A 17676-nucleotide genomic window follows, 5' to 3' on the forward strand; every position below is an offset into this window, starting at 1 on the left:
GATGGCGTGGTGAAATCGGCCAGTTCCTGGAAATCTGCGTGGCGTCATGCGTAACATAATGATCCTTGCCGCCATCCTGGTCGGCCTCGGCAGCTTCATGGCGCAGATGGCGGACAAGATGACGCCGGCCTCCGCGTCCGCCACGACCGCTTCGAAGAGTATCCCCGTTCAGACCGTGGCGCAGGGCGGCGGCCGCACGCTGAGCATTCCTCGCGACCCCCGCGGACACTTTGCGACGGACGGCCGCATCGACGGCCAGCGCATCGACTTCATGGTCGACACCGGCGCCTCGCTTGTTGCGCTGAATGAGAAATCCGCCGCGCGCTTCGGCCTGCGCCCGTCGCGCGGCGACTACACCGCCACCGTCACCACCGCCAACGGCACCATCAAGGCCGCGCGCGCCCGCCTTGCCATGATCGATCTCGGCGGCCTCATCGTCCGCAACGTCGACGCCATGGTGCTGCCCGACGAAGCGCTTTCCGAAAACCTGCTCGGCCTGTCCTTCCTGTCCAAGCTGAAGCGCTTCGAATATGCCAACGGCAGGCTCGTGCTGGAGCAGTAAGATAGCTTGCTTGCTACCGCGATCGAAATCGCCAGTGATCGCTGACGCGATTTATGCCTTCTGAGTGGGCATTTCCCGGCCAACAAATCCGCCGCAATTGTCGGCCAATAGCAGCCGATCCCACCTTTCGCCGCAGTCCGCCTTTGGCTATTGGCTGCAGCATTGACCATCACGCTCTCGCGAGGCTGCTACAAGATGTTTCCAAAGCCCAAGCCCGTTCTGGTTCCGAACACCTATGCCTTCGAATCCGAGCCGATGGTGAAGCCGACCGGGTTTCGCGAATATGACGCGCGCTGGCTGTTCGGCAAGGAAATCAATCTGATGGGCGTGCAGGCGCTGGGCATGGGGCTCGGCGCGCTGATTGCGGAACTCGGGGTCAAGCAGGAGATCGTGACCGGCCACGATTTCCGCGGCTATTCCGCCGCGATCAAATATGCGTTGATCTCCGGCCTGATGGCCGCGGGCTGCAAGGTGCACGACATCGGGCTCGCGGTGACGCCGATGGCCTATTTCGCGCAGTTCGACCTCGACGTGCCCTGCGTCGCGATGGTCACCGCCTCCCACAACGACAATGGCTGGACCGGCGTCAAGATGGGCGCGAGCCGCCCGCTGACCTTCGGGCCCGACGAGATGACGCGGCTGAAGGAGATCGTGCTCGGCGCGAGCTTCACCAGCAAGGCCGGCGGCGGCTACCAGTTCCACGAGAATTTCCCGGCGCGCTACATCGCCGACCTCACCAGCCGGCCGAAGCTTAAGCGCAAGCTCAAGGTGGTGGCGGCCTGCGGCAACGGCACCGCCGGCGCGTTCGCGCCGCAGGTCTTGGAGGCGATCGGCTGCGAGGTGATCCCGCTCGACACCGAGCTCGACCACACCTTTCCGAAATACAATCCGAACCCGGAAGACATGGAGATGCTGCACGCGATCCGCGACGCGGTCTTGCAGCACAAGGCCGATGTCGGACTCGGTTTCGACGGCGACGGCGACCGCTGCGGCGTGGTCGACAACACCGGCGAGGAGATCTTCGCCGACAAGGTCGGCGTGATGCTGGCGCGCGACATGTCGGCGATCCACAAGGACGCGCAGTTCGTGGTCGACGTGAAGTCGACCGGGCTGTTCATCACCGATCCGGTGCTGCAGCAGCAAGGCGCCAAGACCGCGTATTGGAAGACCGGCCACTCCTACATGAAGCGCCGCACCAACGAGCTCGGCGCGCTCGCCGGCTTCGAGAAGTCCGGCCACTTCTTCTTCAACACACCGTTCGGCCGCGGCTATGACGACGGCCTGGTCTCGGCGATCGCGATCTGCGAGATGCTCGACCGCGCGCCCGGCAAGTCGATGGCCGACCTGAAGGACGCGCTGCCCAAGACCTGGTCGTCGCCGACGATGTCACCGCATTGCGCCGATGAGGCCAAATACGGCGTGGTCGACGCCGTGGTGAAGCACTTCGAGGGTCTGCAACAGCAGGGCGCCAAGATCGGCGGCCAGGCGATCCGCGATCTCGTCACCGTCAACGGCGTGCGCGTCACGGTGGAGGACGGCAGCTGGGGTCTGGTGCGCGCCTCCTCCAACAAGCCGGAGCTCGTGGTGGTGGTCGAAAGCCCGGTCAGCGAGCAGCGCATGCGCGACATGTTCGAGACCGTGGATGGCGTGCTGCGCACGCATCCAGAGGTCGGCGAGTACAATCAGAAGATTTGAGTCCTCAACGCGTCATTGCCGGGCTTGACCCGGCAATCCATCCTGAAACGAACTCTTTGCGAAGATCGATGGATGTGCGGGTCAAGCCCGCGTATGACGGCTTTTAGCCACGGCTTGAGTGAGGCAATCCTCTTCTACGCGGCCGCCGGCACCGGCAGCGCGGTCACCGACTTGATCTTCTCCATCGCAAAGCGCGAGGTGACGTTCTTCAGCGGCACCGCGCTGATCAGCTTCTTGTAGAAGATGTCATAGCTCGACATGTCCGCGACCACGACGCGCAGCATGTAGTCGACGTCGCCGGCCATCCGGTAGAACTCCATCACTTCAGGCATAGCGCTCACCGCGTCGGCGAATTTGCGCAGCCAGGCCTCGGAATGGTCGGAGCTCTCGACCGACACGAACACGGTGATGCCGAGCCCGATCTTGTTCTGGTCGACCAGCGCAACCCGGCGCAGGATCACGCCATCGGCCTCGAGCCGCTGGATGCGCTTCCAGCAGGGGGTGGAGGACAGGCCGACCCGATCGCCGATCTCGGCGACCGACAGGGAGGCATCCTCCTGCAGCACGGTCAGGATTTTGCGGTCGATGGCGTCAAGCCGGCGATTGGCGTCATGCAGCGGAACGGCGAGGTCGGTCATGAGAAAAAAGTTCCATATGAAGGGGCTAAGTCCCTCATATAGAGAAAAATCTTCTAAAGCAAGCCTATTGGCTGTTCTCGGCCGGGCGGCCGCTCTCGTCCTGTCCCAAAAACTCTTCAACTTCAGTACGTTGCGGAGCCACTATGCGCCCGCTGCGTCTTTCCCATGCAGCCAACGTCCGACCAAATGATGGGCAATGGCGAAGGGATGTGGACCGGCCAGGCCATCCGGATGCTGCCGCTTGAGCATCAAGGTCGCCTCCGCGCGATCGAACCAGCGCGCATCCTCGAGTTCGGTGCGGTCGACGATGATTTCTTCGTTGGTTGCACGCGCGGTGCATCCGATCATCAGGGATGACGGATAGGGCCACGGCTGCGTCATGTAGTAATTGACCTCGGTGCAGCGGATTCCCGACTCCTCGAAGATCTCGCGCCGGACCGCATCCTCGATGGTCTCGGCGGCTTCGACAAACCCCGCGAGGCAGGAATACATCCCCGGAGGGAATTGCTTCTGGCGGCCCAGCAGGCATCTGTCGCCATGGGTCACGAGCATGATGACGACAGGGTCGGTGCGCGGAAAATGCTCGGCCTTGCAGCTCGGGCATACGCGCTTCCAGCCGCCCTCCTTCATCGCGGTGCGCGCACCGCAATTGGCGCAAAAGCCGTGGCGCTGGTGCCAGGTCACCATGGATTTCGCCATCGCGATCGCCGAGAGCTGGTCGGGCGGGGCGGTGCCCTGCATCGCCATGCCGCGCAGCTCGGCGACGGCGACGTCGCTGCGGCCGACCAACTTTTCCGCTGCTTGCGGCGCAATGCCCATGCCGAATACCGGCGCGCCATCGCGCAGGCCCAGAAACACCGTGCCCGGATTGGCGCCGAATTTCAGCGCCTCCTCAACCGAAAGCAGTGCCCGCGGACCGGCTTCCTCCTGCTTCACCACCAGCGAGTCGCGGTAGATCACGTAAGCGCGCGCGTCGCGGCGGCTTTCCAGCGCGAACAGCTTCTCTTCATTGGTGCGCAGATGCGCGGCGCGGTCGAGAACATTGGTGACGAAGGCCGGCTGCCCCAGCGGAAAATTATCGAATGCTGACATCTATTCTTCAACCCAACCAGATCTTGCGGCGAAGCGCGCTGATGAAATTCTGCACTTCTTCGGCATCATGTGCCAGCGGCGGCACCACGCCCCATACCGGGCGCGGCCAGGCGGCGTCGCTGGTACGGCGCGCGATGATATGGACGTGAAGCTGCGGCACCGCGTTGCCGAGCGCGGCGATGTTCAGCTTGTCGCATTTGGTGATGTCCTTCAGGGCGCGCGCGACTCGGGTGATCTCGGTCATCAACTGCGCCTGCTCGACCTCCTCGAGGTCGATGATCTCCACCGCGCCCTCACGGCGCGGCACCAACAACAGCCAAGGGTAATTGGCGTCCTTGATGACCAGCACCCGGCAGAGCGGCAGATCGCCGATGTTGATCGTGTCTTCCTTGAGGCGTGCGTGCAGTGACCAGGTCGAGGCGGACATGCATATTTCCCCGTCATGGCCGGACTTGTTCCGGCCATCCACGTCTTGTCACAACGTAGAGGAAGACGTGGATGCCCGGGACAAGCCCGGGCATGACGGCACCTAAAGCCTTTCTGGCCTCCGGCACAAGCCCGGTGCGTTCCGCGCAGGCCACGCTTGCTTTCCGGCCCCATTGGCCCCAAATAGGGACCGGGAGATTGGCGGTGGACGAGCCACTCGCCAACCGGGTCAGGTCCGGAAGGAAGCAGCCCTAACGAGGTCCGGATCGGGTCGCTCGTCAGTCTCCTACCTGTTTTTCGAGCGAATCATGCAGAAGGCGGGCTGTTCCGCGGTTTTGCGCTTGATTCCGCTCCTTTCCGCAAAGCCGGCCCGAGAGACATTCAATTGCGGATCGACCAATGAACGACGCTGGCGCTCCTCCGAATCAGGCTGAAGGCGCCGGTCAGGCCGGCTTCGAAGCGGCAAAGCCCTACCGGGTGCTGGCGCGCAAATACCGCCCTTCAAGCTTTGACGATCTGATCGGCCAGGAGGCCATGGTGCGCACGGTCTCGAACGCGTTCGAGACCGGACGAATCCCTCAGGCCTGGATCCTGACCGGGGTGCGCGGGGTCGGCAAGACCACCACCGCCCGCATCCTCGCCCGCGCGCTGAACTATGAATTGTCAGACGGCTCGCTGAAGGGGCCGACCATCCAGATGCCCGTGCTTGGTCTGCACTGCCAGGCGATCATGGAAAGCCGGCACATGGACGTGCTGGAGATGGACGCCGCCTCCCATACCGGCGTCGACGATGTCCGCCAGATCAATGACAGCGTGCGCTATGCGCCGGCGAGTGCGCGCTACAAGGTCTACATCATCGACGAAGTCCACATGCTCTCGACCGCGGCCTTCAACGCGTTCCTGAAGACGCTGGAAGAGCCGCCAGAGCACGCCAAATTCGTCTTCGCCACCACTGAAATCCGTAAAGTCCCCGTCACGGTGCTCTCGCGCTGCCAGCGTTTCGACCTGCGCCGGGTCGAGGCCGACGTGCTGATGAAGCATCTCGGTAACATTGCGACCAAGGAAGGCGTCGAGGTCGAGCCCGAAGCGCTTGGCATTATCGCGCGGGCCGCGGAGGGCTCGGTGCGCGATTCGCTGTCGCTGTTCGACCAGGCGATTGCGCATGCGGCCGGAACCGTGCGCGCTGAGGAAGTGCGGCAGATGCTTGGCCTTGCCGACCGCACGCGGGTGATCGACCTCTTCGATTCGCTGGCGCGCGGCGATATCGCGGCGGCCTTCACCGAATTCCGCGCGCAATATGATGTCGGCGCCGATCCGGTGGTGGTGCTGTCCGACCTCGCCGAGTTCGTCAATTTCGTTACCCGCGTGAAGATCGTGCCTGCTACCGCCGACAACGTGGCGTTCGGCGAGACCGAGCGCGTGCGCGCCCGCGAGTTTGCAGCCAAACTGTCGATGCGGGTGCTGTCTCGGATGTGGCAGATGCTGCTCAAGGGCATCGCCGAGGTGCAGGCTGCCACCCGCCCGGCTGCTGCCGCCGAGATGGTGTTGGTGCGGATCGCCTATGTCGCCGACCTGCCGACGCCCGACGAAGCGATCAGGATGATCGAACAGAACGGCGGCGCGTCGCCGGTGGTCGCGGGCGGCGCGACAGCGTCGCGGGCTGCCCCATCGGCGCCCATTTCCTCGATTGCCTCGTCGCCGGTGCGCGCTCCCGCGGCAATGTCCCGGGCCAGCGCGGAGGCATCGCTGCGCCCGCAGGCAGCAGTGCCCGAGACGCAGTCGGCGCCGGCACTGCGCGTCACCAGTTTCATGCAGCTTGTCGCGCTTGCCGGCGAGAAGCGCGATTTGATGACCAAGGGCGCGCTTGAAGCGGATGTCCGGCTGGTACGGATCGAGGACGGGCGGCTCGAAATTGCGCTGGAGCCGCATGCCTCCCGCGGCCTCGTCACCGATCTCTCGCGCAAATTGGAACTATGGACCGGCCGTCGCTGGACCGTGATCGTCTCCAACGAAGCCGGGCAGCCGACCATTCGCTCGCAAAATCTCGCCGAAAAGAGCCAGCGCGAGCGCGCGGCCGAAGCCGATCCGCGGGTGAAGGAGGTTCTGGCGCGCTTTCCCGGCGCCAAGGTCGTCGAGGTGCGCAGGCTTGCCGCTGAGCCGGCGGAGACCGATATTGTCGGCGAAGACCCCATCGAGAGCGGCGACAGCGACGACTAACATGATCCGCGAAGGTGGGACCGGTTTTCCTTCGCGACAAACGCGCAGCGTTGGCGCGAAGATCATGCGCGAACAGATTGAAGGGACCACCGATGGCTGATTTTCTCGGCATGATGAAGCAGGCAGCGCAGCTCCAGTCCAAGATGCAGGCGATGCAGGAAGAACTCGGCAATGTCGAGGTCGAGGGCATTTCCGGCGGCGGCCTCGTCGCCGTGCGCATGAGCGCGAAGATGGAAGTGAAGGGCGTCAGGATCGATCCATCCCTGATCAAGCCGGAGGAACGCGAGATCCTCGAGGACCTCCTGGTCACCGCGCATAACGACGCGCGCCGCAAGGCGGAACTCGCGGTGCAGGAGAAGATGCAGGCGCTCACCGGCGGGCTCGGCCTGCCGCCCGGACTTGGTCTCACCTGAATGGCCGCAAGCGTCGCCGGACCTGAAATCGAGCGCCTGATTCAGCTTCTTGCGCGGCTGCCGGGTCTGGGTCCACGTTCGGCCCGGCGCGCGGCGCTGCACCTGATCAAGAAGCGCGAAGCCCTGATGACGCCGCTCGCCGCGGCGCTGCAGGTGGCGATCGACAAGATCCAGGTCTGCAAGACCTGCGGCAACATCGACACGCAGAATCCCTGCACGGTCTGCACCGATCCACGTCGCGATCCTTCCATCATCGTTGTCGTTGCCGACGTCGCCGATCTCTGGGCGCTGGAACGGGCGAACGCGACCAATGGCCGCTATCACGTCCTCGGCGCGACGCTGTCGCCGCTCGACGGCGTCGGCCCGCAGGATCTCACCATCGATCAGCTCGTGGCGCGCGCGCATGATTCGCAGGTGAGCGAGATTATCCTGGCACTGAATGCAACCGTGGATGGCCAGACCACGGCGCATTACATCACCGATATGCTTCAAGAGGCCAATGTGCGGGTGACGCGGCTGGCGCATGGCGTGCCGGTCGGCGGCGAGCTTGATTACCTCGATGAAGGTACGCTATCCGCAGCCATGCGGCAGCGAACGCTCTTCTAGCTGAACACAACGGAACTGAACGAGATGACGAACCACCGATTCGGCATTCGCCTGTGCTTTGCGGTCATTCTGGGGGCGGTGCTGACCGCGCCCGCCGCGCTGGCCCAAGAGGCGCAGGCTTCGCCGAAGCCGGGCAAGCCGATCCACGCTGGCGATGTGCTGTCGGGCGAGCTCAACACGCTGCGCGTCCGCGACATCAAGAAAGCCGGCAAGCGCACCGCGACCTATCAGTTGACCAGCGAACCGCGCCGCCTGCCGCCGCCGAACGGGCTGTGCAATCTCGAGACCGGTCCTGAGACGTTCCAGCTTGTCCCCGCCAATGACGCGCAGGCCGCGCAACTGAGGCCTTTTGTCGGCAAGGAAATCTCGGTGAAAGTCGACGAAGTCGCCTGCGCGGAAGAAGCGGGGCAGATGAGCGAGGCGGTCGTCACCAAGTGGAGCGTGGTGACGAAGCATTGAGGTTTGGCCTCGTAGCCCGGATGAAGCGAAGCGCAATCCGGGATCTTTACGAAACAACCTCGGGCTACGTTCTAAACCTTCACCGGCCCGAGTTCATCGAAATGCCCGCGGCGCTGCAGCCAGGCGAGCAGGATCAGGCTCGGGATCGCGACCAGCACGCAGATCGCGAAGAACAAGGGCCATCCTGTCGCCTTGGCGACGAAACCCGCGCCTGACGAGAGATAGGTGCGCCCCACCGCGGCAAGCGCCGTCAGCAGGGCATATTGCGTCGCCGTGTGCAGGGGATTGCGGCACAGCGCCGAGAGATAGGCGACGAAGATCACGGTGCCGATTGCGCTGGTGAAGTTCTCGCAGGTGATTGCGAGCGCCAGCGCCCACTGGTTGACGCCGACCAGCGCCAGCCAGGAGAAGGAGAGGTTGGCGAGCGCCTGCACGATCCCGCCGATCCACAGGCTGGTTGCCAGCGAATAGCGCCGCGCCACGAAGCCGCCCGCAAAGCCGCCGATCAGGGTGGCGGCCAATCCCACGCCTTTGACGATCGCGGCGTAGTCGACCTTGCTGAAGCCGATGTCGATCACGAACGGCGCCGTCATCGTGCCCGAGAACGCGTCGGTGAACTTGAACAGCACGACGAAGGCAAGCGCCGCAATGGCATCGCGCCGGCTCAGGAACTCGGAGAAGGCGCCGACCGCCGCATGGATCACGCGCGAGAACGCCGTTTGCGCGGCTGTGGCCGCTTCGGCGTCCTTTGACTGCGCCGGCTCGGTCGCAACCAAAGCGGTGATCATCCCGATCACGACGAGGGCGGCCATCGCGACATAGCCCCACATCCATGCCGCCGAGCGCACCACGCCCGCGCCCTCGAACCCGCTGACCATGAACAGCGCGCCGGCGGTCGAGACCAGCATGCCGATGCGATAGGCCGCGACATAAGAGGCCATGCCGGCGGCCTGCTCGCTCTCGGGCAGGCTCTCGACACGAAAAGCATCGACGACGATGTCCTGCGTCGAGGAGGTGGTGGCGACCAGCAGCGCGGCGAAGGCGGCGAACCAGGGCGAGCGCGCGGGATCGGCGATCGCGAGCAGCAGGATCGTGGTGATCAGCAGCAGTTGCGAGAACAAGAGCCAGCCGCGGCGCCGCCCGAAATGTCGCGTGAAGAACGGCACGTGCAGCGCATCGACCAGCGGCGCCCAGAGGAATTTCAGCGTGTAGGGCGTGCCGACCAGCGCCAGTAGGCCGATGGTGCCGAGATCGACGCCGACCTCGCGCATCCACACCTGCAGCGTCGACCCCGACAGCGCCAGCGGCAGGCCGGAGGAGAAGCCCAGCACCAGCACGATCAGGACGCGCGGCTGCAGATAGACGGCAAGGCTGTCGCGCCAGGAGGTGGCGGCAGGCTCGGCTTTCTCGGTCGCGGCGGCTGTCGCTTCAGGCGCGGTCATGGAGCCCTGTTAGCAGATTCGACAGGAAAATCCGCCCCGCAAGCGTGGCAATTGTAGGATGGGTAGAGCGCAGCGAAACCCATCGCGTCCCCGCGGCGGTGGTATTGATGGGTTTCGCTGCGCTCTACCCATCTTACGGCGGGCTACTCCCCCGCCTGCAGCTTGGGCGGGGCGGGGAACAATTCGGGTCTTCCGCTGGTCACGATCCGCGGCAGTTCCACCGGGGCGTCTGACTTGCTGAAATCGAGTTCCTCGATCCGGCCGGCGCGCTTTTCGATCTTGTCGGCGGAGATCAGGATCTGGCGTACGTCCTCGTTCACCTGCGAGAAATGGTTCTGCAGCTTGAGCACGCGGTCGCGCAGCCGCGACAGATCGTCGCCGAGCTTGATCACCTCGGTGCGGATCTGGTCGGCTGCATCGCGCATCCGTGCGTCCTTCATGATCTGCTGCATCACCTGGATCGCGAGCATCAATAGCGACGGCGACACCAGCACTACGCGGGCGCGGTAGGCCTTCTGGATCACATCGTCGAAGCCGTCATGGATCTCGGCATAGACCGACTCGGACGGCACGAACATCAGCGCGGTGTCCTGGGTCTCGCCGGCGATCAGGTATTTCTCCGCGATGTCGCTGACATGCTTCATCACGTCATTGCGTAGGCGTTGGCTGGCAATCTTGCGTTCCTCATCGCTGCGTGCGTCGTGCAGCGCGGTCATCGCCTCCAGCGGGAATTTCGCGTCGATGCAGAGCGGGCGCTGGTCCGGCAGGAACACCACGCAGTCCGGCCGCTTGCCGCTCGAGAGCGTGAACTGGAATTCGAAGGAGCCCTTCGGCAGTCCGTCCTGGACGATCGCCTCCATCCGCGCCTGGCCGAAGGCACCGCGCGACTGCTTGTTGGCGAGCACGTCGCGCAGCGTCGTCACCTGCGTCGTCAGGTCGGTGAGGTTTTTGTGCGCGTTGTCGATGATGCCGAGCCGTTCATGCAGATGGCGCAGGCTGTCCATCGTGTGGCGCGTGGTCTGTTCCATGGATTGGCCGACGCGGTGGGTGACCGAATCCAGCCGCTCGTTGACGGCGCGTGCCATCTCGGCCTGGCGGCCGGCGAGCGCCTGCGTCATCGCATCGACCCGGCCGCTCGCCTCGCTCTGGGCGCGCAGCACCTCGCTCAGCCGCTCTTCCAGCTCATCGGCGCGGATGGTCTGCGCGACAGCCAGTTCCGCGCCGCGCCGGGAGGACCGCGCGATCACGATGGCGATCGTCAGCAGCAGGACGAGCGCGAGCACGCCGAACGCAACCAAGGCGTCCGCGACGCGGACCGGCCAGTCGCCGACCATGAAGAGAATCTCGCTCATGCAAGCGCTATAGCCGATTCGCAGGCGACTGCGAACGAAAGTGGAACATTTATGGTTAACAAGCCGTGAAGATTCGTGGTTAAGAAAAGCAGAAGAATCATGGTTAAGGCCGTCTTAACCGGTTCCGGATCGCATTGACCGCGGCATATCAAGCGCTTAAATCGCCCGCCATGGCCTTGAGAGAAATCATCATCCTGCCGGACAAGCAATTGCGGCTGGTTTCCAAACGCGTCGAAAAGATCACGCCTGAGATCCGCAAGCTGATCGACGACATGTTCGAAACCATGTACGAGGCGCCCGGCATCGGGCTGGCCGCGATCCAGGTCGCGCAGCCGCTACGGCTGGTCACCATGGATCTCGCGAAAAAGGACGAGAACGGCGAGACCACGCCGAAGCCGCGCGTGTTCATCAACCCGGAGATCATCTCGGCGTCCGAGGAGAAGTCGGTCTACGAAGAAGGCTGTCTGTCGATCCCCGAATATTACGAGGAGGTCGAGCGGCCGGCGCGGGTGCGCGTGCGCTTCACCGACATCGACGGCAAGGTGCATGAAGAGGACGCCGAGGGCCTCTACGCCACCTGCATCCAGCATGAGATCGACCATTTGAACGGCATCCTGTTCGTGGACTATCTGTCGAAGCTGAAACGCGACCGCGTGCTGAAGAAGTTCGCCAAGGCCGCCAAGCGCGCGGTGGAGTAGGTTACAATCTCTCCGCCGTCATGGCCGGGCTTGTCCCGGCCATCCACGTCCTTGGTCGGCGACAGGCAAGACGTGGATGCCCGGGACAAGCCCGGGCATGACGGAGAAAACTGAACCATTTGAAGTGTGACCAATGCCGCTCCGCCTGATCTTCATGGGCACGCCCGATTTCGCCGTGCCGACGCTGCTCGAGCTGGCCGGCCACGGCCACGAGATCGCTGCCGTCTATACCCGTGCGCCGAAGCCGGGCGGGCGCCGCGGCCTGCAACTGCAACCGACGCCGGTTGAGCAGGAGGCGCGGCGGCTCGGCATTCCCGTGCTGACGCCGAAGACGTTGAAGACACCGGAAGCGCTGGAGGAATTTCGCGCGCATCAGGCGGATGCGGCCGTCGTGGTTGCCTATGGCATGATCCTGCCGCAGGCGATCCTCGATGCACCAAGGCTTGGCTGCTACAACCTGCACGCTTCGCTGCTGCCGCGCTGGCGCGGCGCCGCGCCGATCAACCGCGCCATCATGGCCGGCGATGCCGAGACCGGCGTGATGGTGATGAAGATGGATGTCGGCCTCGACACCGGCGATGTCGCGATGGCCGAGCGGCTTGCGATCACCGACCGGATGACGGCGGCCGATCTGCACGATGCGCTGGCGCCGCTCGGTGCCGACCTGATGGTGCGGGCGATGGCCGCGCTGGAACGCGGCGCGCTGCAACTGACCAGGCAGAGCGAGGACGGCGTCACCTATGCCGCCAAGATCGAGAAGGCGGAAGCGCGGATCGACTGGAACAGGCCTGCGCACGCCGTGCTGCGGCACATCCACGGCCTCTCCCCATTCCCCGGCGCCTGGGCCGAGTTGTCAGCCGATAGCGAACCGGTCCGCATCAAGATTCTTCGCTGCGAACTGGCGAGCGGCTCGGGCACATCCGGCACGGTGCTCGACGATAATCTCGCGATCGCCTGTGGCGAGGGCGCCATCCGCATTCTCGAGCTGCAGCGCGAAGGCAAGGCACGGATGAAGTCGGTCGACTTCCTGCGCGGCACGCCGCTGAAGGCCGGCGCGCGGTTCACTTAAGCCGTCATGCCCCGCTACAAGCTCACCATCGAATATGACGGCACACCGTTCTCCGGCTGGCAAATCCAGGAGACGGCGCCGACAGTGCAGGGCGCGCTGGAGGCCGCGGTGAAGGCGATGTGCGGTGAGGACGTGCGCGTCCATGGCTCCGGCCGCACCGATGCCGGCGTGCATGCGCTCGGACAGGTCGCCCATTGCGACATCGCAAAGCCGTTTCCGCCGGACCGCCTGCGCGACGGCCTGAACGCGCATCTGCGCCCAAATCCGATCGCGGTGCTCGCGGCCGAGATCGTGGCGGATGATTTCGAGGCGCGCTTCTCCGCGAAGAAGCGTCATTATCTTTATCGTATCCGGAGCACGCGCGCGAACCTCGCGCTCGACATCGGCCGCGTCTGGCGCGTGCCGCGCCGTCTCGATACGGACGCGATGCATGAAGCCGCGCAGCGCCTGATCGGCAAGCACGATTTCACGACCTTCCGCGACACCGAATGCCAGGCCAAATCGCCGCTGAAAACGCTCAACCAGCTTGACGTTACGCGCAGCGGCGATGCGGTCAGCATCGTCACCTCGGCGCGCTCGTTCCTGCACAGCCAGGTGCGCTCGATGGTCGGCTCGCTGGTCTGGGTCGGCGAAGGCCGCTGGACCGCCGACGATCTCGCCGCAGCACTCGCCGCCCGCAACCGCGCCGCCTGCGGCCCGGTGGCACCGCCGGAGGGGCTCTATCTGGTGCGGGTGGAGTATTAGGGCCGACGCTACTCCGCCGTCATGGCCGGGCTTGTCCCGGCCATCCACGTGCGTCAACATGCGACCATGCGTGGGGGCTACGTCTACATTCTGGCAAGTGCACCGAACGGCATCCTGTGTGTCGGCGTGACGAACGATCTCGTTCGCCGCATCTACGAGCACCGAAACGGCTTGGTCCTTGGGTTCACCAAGAAATATTCGGTGAAGCGCTTGGTGTATTTCGAACGGTACGAAGACATCCAAACTGCCATCCAACGCGAGCACAATATGAAGCACTGGCCGCGCAAGTGGAAGGTTAGGCTGATCCTGGCCGGCAATCCCGAGTGGAATGATCTGTACGAGACGATCACCCAGTAGCGGGGCTTGTTGCTTCCCATTGTTGGTGAACTGCTTCCACCCGCGTCATGGCCGGGCTTGTCCCGGCCATCCACGTCTTTCTTTGTGGGAGGCTGGAGAAGGGCGTGGATGCCCGGCACAAGGCCGGGCATGACGATGGAGAGGTTACCAGGCGGAGAGGCGTGGATGGCCGGGACAAGCCCGGCCATGACGGCGGACTAGGGAGCTAAGGCCGAGGAAAGCCCCAGCGCTACCCAAAATACCTGTCCAGCACGCCGCGATAGACTTGCGTCAGTTTTTCCAGATCGGCGACCGGCGTGCGTTCGTTGATCTGGTGCATGGTCTGGCCGACCAGGCCGAATTCGATCACCGGGCAATAGCTCGAGATGAAGCGGGCATCCGACGTGCCGCCTGAGGTCGAAAGCTCCGGCTTGTGTCCCGTCACTGCTTCGATCGCTGCCACCGCAAGGTCGGTGAACGGGCCGGGCTTGGTGACGAACACGTTCGAGTTCGATGGCTCCCACACGATGCGGGCGCGGATCCGGTTGCCGCAGGCTTTGACGAGGCGTTCCTCCACCAGCTTGCGCAGGCTCTCCTGGGTGTGATTGTCGTTATAGCGGATGTTGAATTTCGCCCGCGCCTGGCCGGGGATGACGTTGCTCGCGGCATTGCCGACGTCGACGGAGGTGAATTCGAGGTTGGAGGCCTGGAATTGTGCGCTGCCGTTATCAAGCGGCTCGTCGCTCAGCGCCACGATCAACCTCGAGATGTCCGGCACCGGATTGGAGGCGCGGTGCGGATAGGCGACATGGCCCTGCACGCCCTCGACGTGGAGCGTGCCGGATTGCGAGCCACGGCGGCCGACCTTGATGGTGTCTCCGAGCACCTCGACATTGGATGGCTCGCCGAGCACGCAATGATCGAACTTTTCGCCGCGCTCGGCCGCCCACTTCAACAGCTTGATCGTGCCGTTGATGGAAACGTCCTCCTCGTCGCCTGTGATCAGGAATGAGATTGAACCCCTTGGCCTGCCGCCATTGTCCCTGAGATATTCGAGCGCCGCGGCGACGCTGCAGGCGATGCCGCCCTTCATGTCGACGGCGCCGCGGCCATAGAGGAAGCCGTCCTTCACCTCGCCGGAGAACGGGCCATGCGTCCAGGCAGACTCGTCGCCCGGCGGCACCACATCGGTATGGCCGGCAAAGGTAATGTGCGGCGCCTGATCGCCGATACGTGCATAGAGATTGTCGATGTCGGCGGTGCCGGGCTCGCTGAAGGTGACGCGGTGCACCTCGAAGCCGGCGGCGTTCAGGATGTTCTCGAGCACGCCGAGCGCACCGGCGTCGGCGGGCGTGACGGAAGGGCAGCGGACAAGGTCGCGCGTGATGGAGATGGCATCGGTCATGCTTCCGGACTTAACACGTCACCGCGGCGGCGGGCCAGCCTTGCGCGCCATGCTCCCGACTTCGTGTTGCGGCTCTGCGACGCAGCCGATCAGCCTGCCGCGACCTTGGCGCGGCCCCGCACGCCGAGCAGACCTGCCAGTGCAAGCAGCGCAAAGCCGGCACCCGCGAAGAAGGTGCCTTGCGGTCCGGCACTGTCCCACAATGCGCCTGCGATCACGCTGGCCACGAGCATTGCGATCCCGCAGAGCAGGTTGAAAAAGCCGTAAGCCGCGCCCCGCAGCTCGGCGGGCGAGGTATCCGCGACGAGCGCCGCCAGCAGTCCTTGCGTGAAGCCCATGTGCAGTCCCCACAGCGCGATGCCCAGCGCCACACCGGTCATGCTGGGCAGCAGCGCGAGCGCAAGATCGGCGACGATCAAAAGCACGATGCCGAACGCCAGCACGGTTGTGCGGTTCACGCGATCGGACACCACGCCGGCCGGATATGCCGCGCCGGCATAAACGACATTCATTAGGACCAGCACGGCCGGCGCGAGCGTAACCGGCAGGCCAACATTCTGCGCGCGGAGGATCAGAAACGCCTCGCTGAAGCGGGCCAGCGTGAACACGCTCGCAATCGCCACCACCCACCAATAGGCCGCGCCCAGATTTCTGATTTCGCCGAGGCTGATTGGATTGCGCACCTCGCGCAACCCTTTCGCCCGCGCGGGTTCACGCACGGCAAACGCGATAAGTGCGAACGACAGCAAGCCAGGAATCACTGCAAACCAGAACACGGCCTTGAAATGGTCTGAAGTCAGCCACATCAAGCCGATGGCGATCAATGGCCCGACGAAGGCGCCGACCGTATCCAGCGACTGCCGCAGGCCAATGCTGGCGCCACGCAGATGCGCCGGAGCAATGTCCGCCACCAGCGCGTCGCGCGGGGCGCCGCGAATGCCTTTTCCGATCCGGTCGATGAGGCGCGCGGCCATCAGCCAGCCGACTGTCGGCGCCAGTGGAAAGATTGGCTTGGTCAGCGCCGCAAGGCCATAGCCGAGCGCCGCCAGCCATTTTCGCTGGCCGAGCCAATCGGACAGCGCGCCGGAAAATATCCTGGTGATCGACGCCGTCGCTTCGGCGATGCCTTCGATGACGCCGACGGTGACCATCGAGGTGCCGAGCACTGTCACCAGATAGACCGGCAACAATGCATGGATCATCTCCGAAGAGATATCCATCAGCATCGAGACGAAACCGAGCGCCCAGATACCCGGCGGGATGTCGCGAAGGGCTGGTCGGGGGCTCGCCTCAGCCATAGGGATGACCTTTCGAGCGATCATACCCCATGAGCGACCTTGGCTGCGTCTTCAGTCCCGCAGCAATTCGTTGATGCTGGTCTTGGCGCGGGTGCGCTCGTCGACGCGCTTGACGATGACGGCGCAGGCGGTGGCCGGGCCCGGCTGTCCATTCTTCATCGGCTTGGGCGGCAAGGTGCCGGGCACGACCACGGCATATTCCGGCACTTCGCCGACAAAGGTCTCGCCGGTCTCGCGATCGACGATCTTGGTGGACGCGCCGAGGAACACGCCCATCGAGAGCACCGCGCCCTTGCGCACGATCACGCCTTCGGCGACCTCGCTGCGGGCACCGATGAAGCAATCGTCCTCGATGATCACGGGCTCGGCCTGCAGCGGCTCGAGCACGCCGCCGATGCCGACACCGCCGGAGATGTGCACGCGCTTGCCGATCTGCGCGCAGGAGCCGACGGTCGACCAGGTGTCGACCATGGTCGCTTCATCGACATAGGCGCCGAGATTGACGAAGGAGGGCATCAGCACGACGTTGCGGGCGATGAAGGCGGAACGGCGCACGATCGCGCCCGGCACCGCGCGAAAGCCAGCGTCACGAAAGCGGTTCTCACCCCAGCCATCGAATTTCGAGGGCACCTTGTCCCACCACGACGCCTTGCCGGGACCGCCGGGAATCTGTCCCATGTCGTTGAGGCGGAACGACAGCAGCACCGCCTTCTTCAGCCATTGGTTGACCTTCCATTTGCCGCTCGTCTCACGCTCGGCGACGCGCGTCTCGCCCTTGTCGAGCAGTTCGAGCGCGTAATCCACGGCCTCGCGCACCTCGCCCGTGGTCGATGTCGAAATGCCGTCGCGGGCTTCGAACGCGGCGTTGACGATGGACTCGAGGGCGGACAGCGACATCGGGCGATTCCTTGAGGCGGGCGGGGAGGGTATTTGGAGCTTTTTCGGGATTTGGGCCGGCGGAGTCAAGGCTAACTCGCTGTCGTCCCGGGCTTGCGCGCCGCGGCGAAGCCTCTTGGCGTAGCCGGGACCCGGGACCCATAACCACAGGGCTTAGTAATATGCGAAGCTGTAACTGCTTGCTCGCGCCACAACACTTCCCTGTGGTTGATGGGGTGGACGGCCCCCTACGGCATCAGTTGTGCCAGAATGAGGTTGTCGAAATCTCAAACGAGGGAGCCGTTCGTGACGCAGATTATCCGCATTGGAATGGATACGTCGAAGCAT

General features: G+C 64.4%; 18 protein-coding genes and 1 other RNA gene. 11 read left to right on the plus strand and 8 right to left on the minus strand.

From position 1 onward, the window contains the following. The first annotated feature begins 46 nt into the window (after positions 1-46). Both ACZIRK_RS38335 and ACZIRK_RS38340 read left to right on the plus strand, forming a co-directional pair. Positions 47-562 carry a TIGR02281 family clan AA aspartic protease gene (locus ACZIRK_RS38335; RefSeq protein ID WP_474419279.1) on the plus strand — a complete coding sequence of 172 codons (516 nt, stop codon included), beginning with the start codon at positions 47-49 and terminating at the stop codon, positions 560-562. A 195-nt stretch (positions 563-757) separates the two neighbouring features. After that, complete coding sequence (locus ACZIRK_RS38340) at positions 758-2257, plus strand: phosphomannomutase/phosphoglucomutase (protein WP_474419284.1); 1500 nt, start codon at positions 758-760, stop codon at positions 2255-2257. A 134-nt stretch (positions 2258-2391) separates the two neighbouring features. Here the strand turns inward: ACZIRK_RS38340 and ACZIRK_RS38345 are convergent, their stop codons facing one another. From ACZIRK_RS38345 to ACZIRK_RS38355, 3 genes are all read right to left on the minus strand, one after another. After that, the gene (locus tag ACZIRK_RS38345) at positions 2392-2895 is read right to left on the minus strand and encodes an Lrp/AsnC family transcriptional regulator (protein ID WP_028169306.1); all 504 of its coding nucleotides are present in this window, start codon (positions 2893-2895) and stop codon (positions 2392-2394) included. Positions 2896-3036: 141 nt separating this feature from the next. After that, entirely contained in the window at positions 3037-3987 is a 951-nt protein-coding gene (gene nudC, locus ACZIRK_RS38350; protein WP_130229709.1) for an NAD(+) diphosphatase, read from the minus strand. A 7-nt stretch (positions 3988-3994) separates the two neighbouring features. Further along, on the minus strand, positions 3995-4414 hold the full coding sequence (locus ACZIRK_RS38355; RefSeq protein WP_474419280.1) for an HIT domain-containing protein: 420 nt from the start codon (positions 4412-4414) through the stop codon (positions 3995-3997). Between the two features lie 192 nt (positions 4415-4606). Between ACZIRK_RS38355 and ffs the strand changes: the two genes are divergently transcribed. The 5 genes from ffs (at position 4607) to ACZIRK_RS38380 (ending at position 8108) form a co-directional block, all read left to right on the plus strand. Further along, positions 4607-4703: signal recognition particle sRNA small type (gene ffs, locus ACZIRK_RS38360), an RNA gene on the plus strand. Between the two features lie 109 nt (positions 4704-4812). Next, positions 4813-6630, plus strand: a complete 1818-nt coding sequence (locus ACZIRK_RS38365; protein ID WP_130229711.1) for a DNA polymerase III subunit gamma/tau — start codon at positions 4813-4815, stop codon at positions 6628-6630. Positions 6631-6722: 92 nt separating this feature from the next. Beyond that, the gene (locus ACZIRK_RS38370) at positions 6723-7043 is read left to right on the plus strand and encodes a YbaB/EbfC family nucleoid-associated protein (protein WP_028169302.1); all 321 of its coding nucleotides are present in this window, start codon (positions 6723-6725) and stop codon (positions 7041-7043) included. Then, a complete protein-coding gene (gene recR, locus ACZIRK_RS38375; RefSeq protein ID WP_474419281.1) occupies positions 7044-7649 on the plus strand; it encodes a recombination mediator RecR in 606 nt (201 codons plus the stop codon). Between the two features lie 24 nt (positions 7650-7673). Beyond that, positions 7674-8108: a hypothetical protein gene (locus ACZIRK_RS38380; protein WP_130229713.1), complete on the plus strand. Its 435-nt coding sequence runs from the start codon at positions 7674-7676 to the stop codon at positions 8106-8108. 71 nt (positions 8109-8179) lie between these two features. Here ACZIRK_RS38380 and ACZIRK_RS38385 read toward each other — a convergent pair whose 3' ends face one another. Continuing rightward, positions 8180-9550: an AmpG family muropeptide MFS transporter gene (locus ACZIRK_RS38385; RefSeq protein ID WP_130229714.1), complete on the minus strand. Its 1371-nt coding sequence runs from the start codon at positions 9548-9550 to the stop codon at positions 8180-8182. A gap of 143 nt (positions 9551-9693) precedes the next feature. Next, positions 9694-10902 carry a DNA recombination protein RmuC gene (locus ACZIRK_RS38390; RefSeq protein ID WP_130229715.1) on the minus strand — a complete coding sequence of 403 codons (1209 nt, stop codon included), beginning with the start codon at positions 10900-10902 and terminating at the stop codon, positions 9694-9696. A 170-nt stretch (positions 10903-11072) separates the two neighbouring features. On the opposite strand from ACZIRK_RS38390, the gene def reads away from it, so the two are divergent. From def to ACZIRK_RS38410, 4 genes are all read left to right on the plus strand, one after another. Continuing rightward, positions 11073-11600, plus strand: a complete 528-nt coding sequence (gene def / locus ACZIRK_RS38395; protein WP_130229716.1) for a peptide deformylase — start codon at positions 11073-11075, stop codon at positions 11598-11600. Positions 11601-11733: 133 nt separating this feature from the next. Next, entirely contained in the window at positions 11734-12669 is a 936-nt protein-coding gene (gene fmt / locus ACZIRK_RS38400; protein ID WP_130229717.1) for a methionyl-tRNA formyltransferase, read from the plus strand. 6 nt (positions 12670-12675) lie between these two features. After that, positions 12676-13413: a tRNA pseudouridine(38-40) synthase TruA gene (truA, locus tag ACZIRK_RS38405; protein WP_130229718.1), complete on the plus strand. Its 738-nt coding sequence runs from the start codon at positions 12676-12678 to the stop codon at positions 13411-13413. 21 nt (positions 13414-13434) lie between these two features. Further along, positions 13435-13770: a GIY-YIG nuclease family protein gene (locus tag ACZIRK_RS38410; RefSeq protein WP_130229719.1), complete on the plus strand. Its 336-nt coding sequence runs from the start codon at positions 13435-13437 to the stop codon at positions 13768-13770. Between the two features lie 229 nt (positions 13771-13999). Here ACZIRK_RS38410 and dapE read toward each other — a convergent pair whose 3' ends face one another. From dapE to dapD, 3 genes are all read right to left on the minus strand, one after another. Beyond that, entirely contained in the window at positions 14000-15154 is a 1155-nt protein-coding gene (dapE, locus tag ACZIRK_RS38415) for a succinyl-diaminopimelate desuccinylase (protein WP_130229720.1), read from the minus strand. Positions 15155-15243: 89 nt separating this feature from the next. Continuing rightward, complete coding sequence (locus ACZIRK_RS38420) at positions 15244-16452, minus strand: MFS transporter (RefSeq protein WP_474419282.1); 1209 nt, start codon at positions 16450-16452, stop codon at positions 15244-15246. A 51-nt stretch (positions 16453-16503) separates the two neighbouring features. Further along, positions 16504-17349, minus strand: a complete 846-nt coding sequence (dapD, locus tag ACZIRK_RS38425; protein WP_130229722.1) for a 2,3,4,5-tetrahydropyridine-2,6-dicarboxylate N-succinyltransferase — start codon at positions 17347-17349, stop codon at positions 16504-16506. Positions 17350-17676: the final 327 nt, after the last annotated feature.

Source organism: Bradyrhizobium sp. Leo114 (assembly GCF_055229415.2).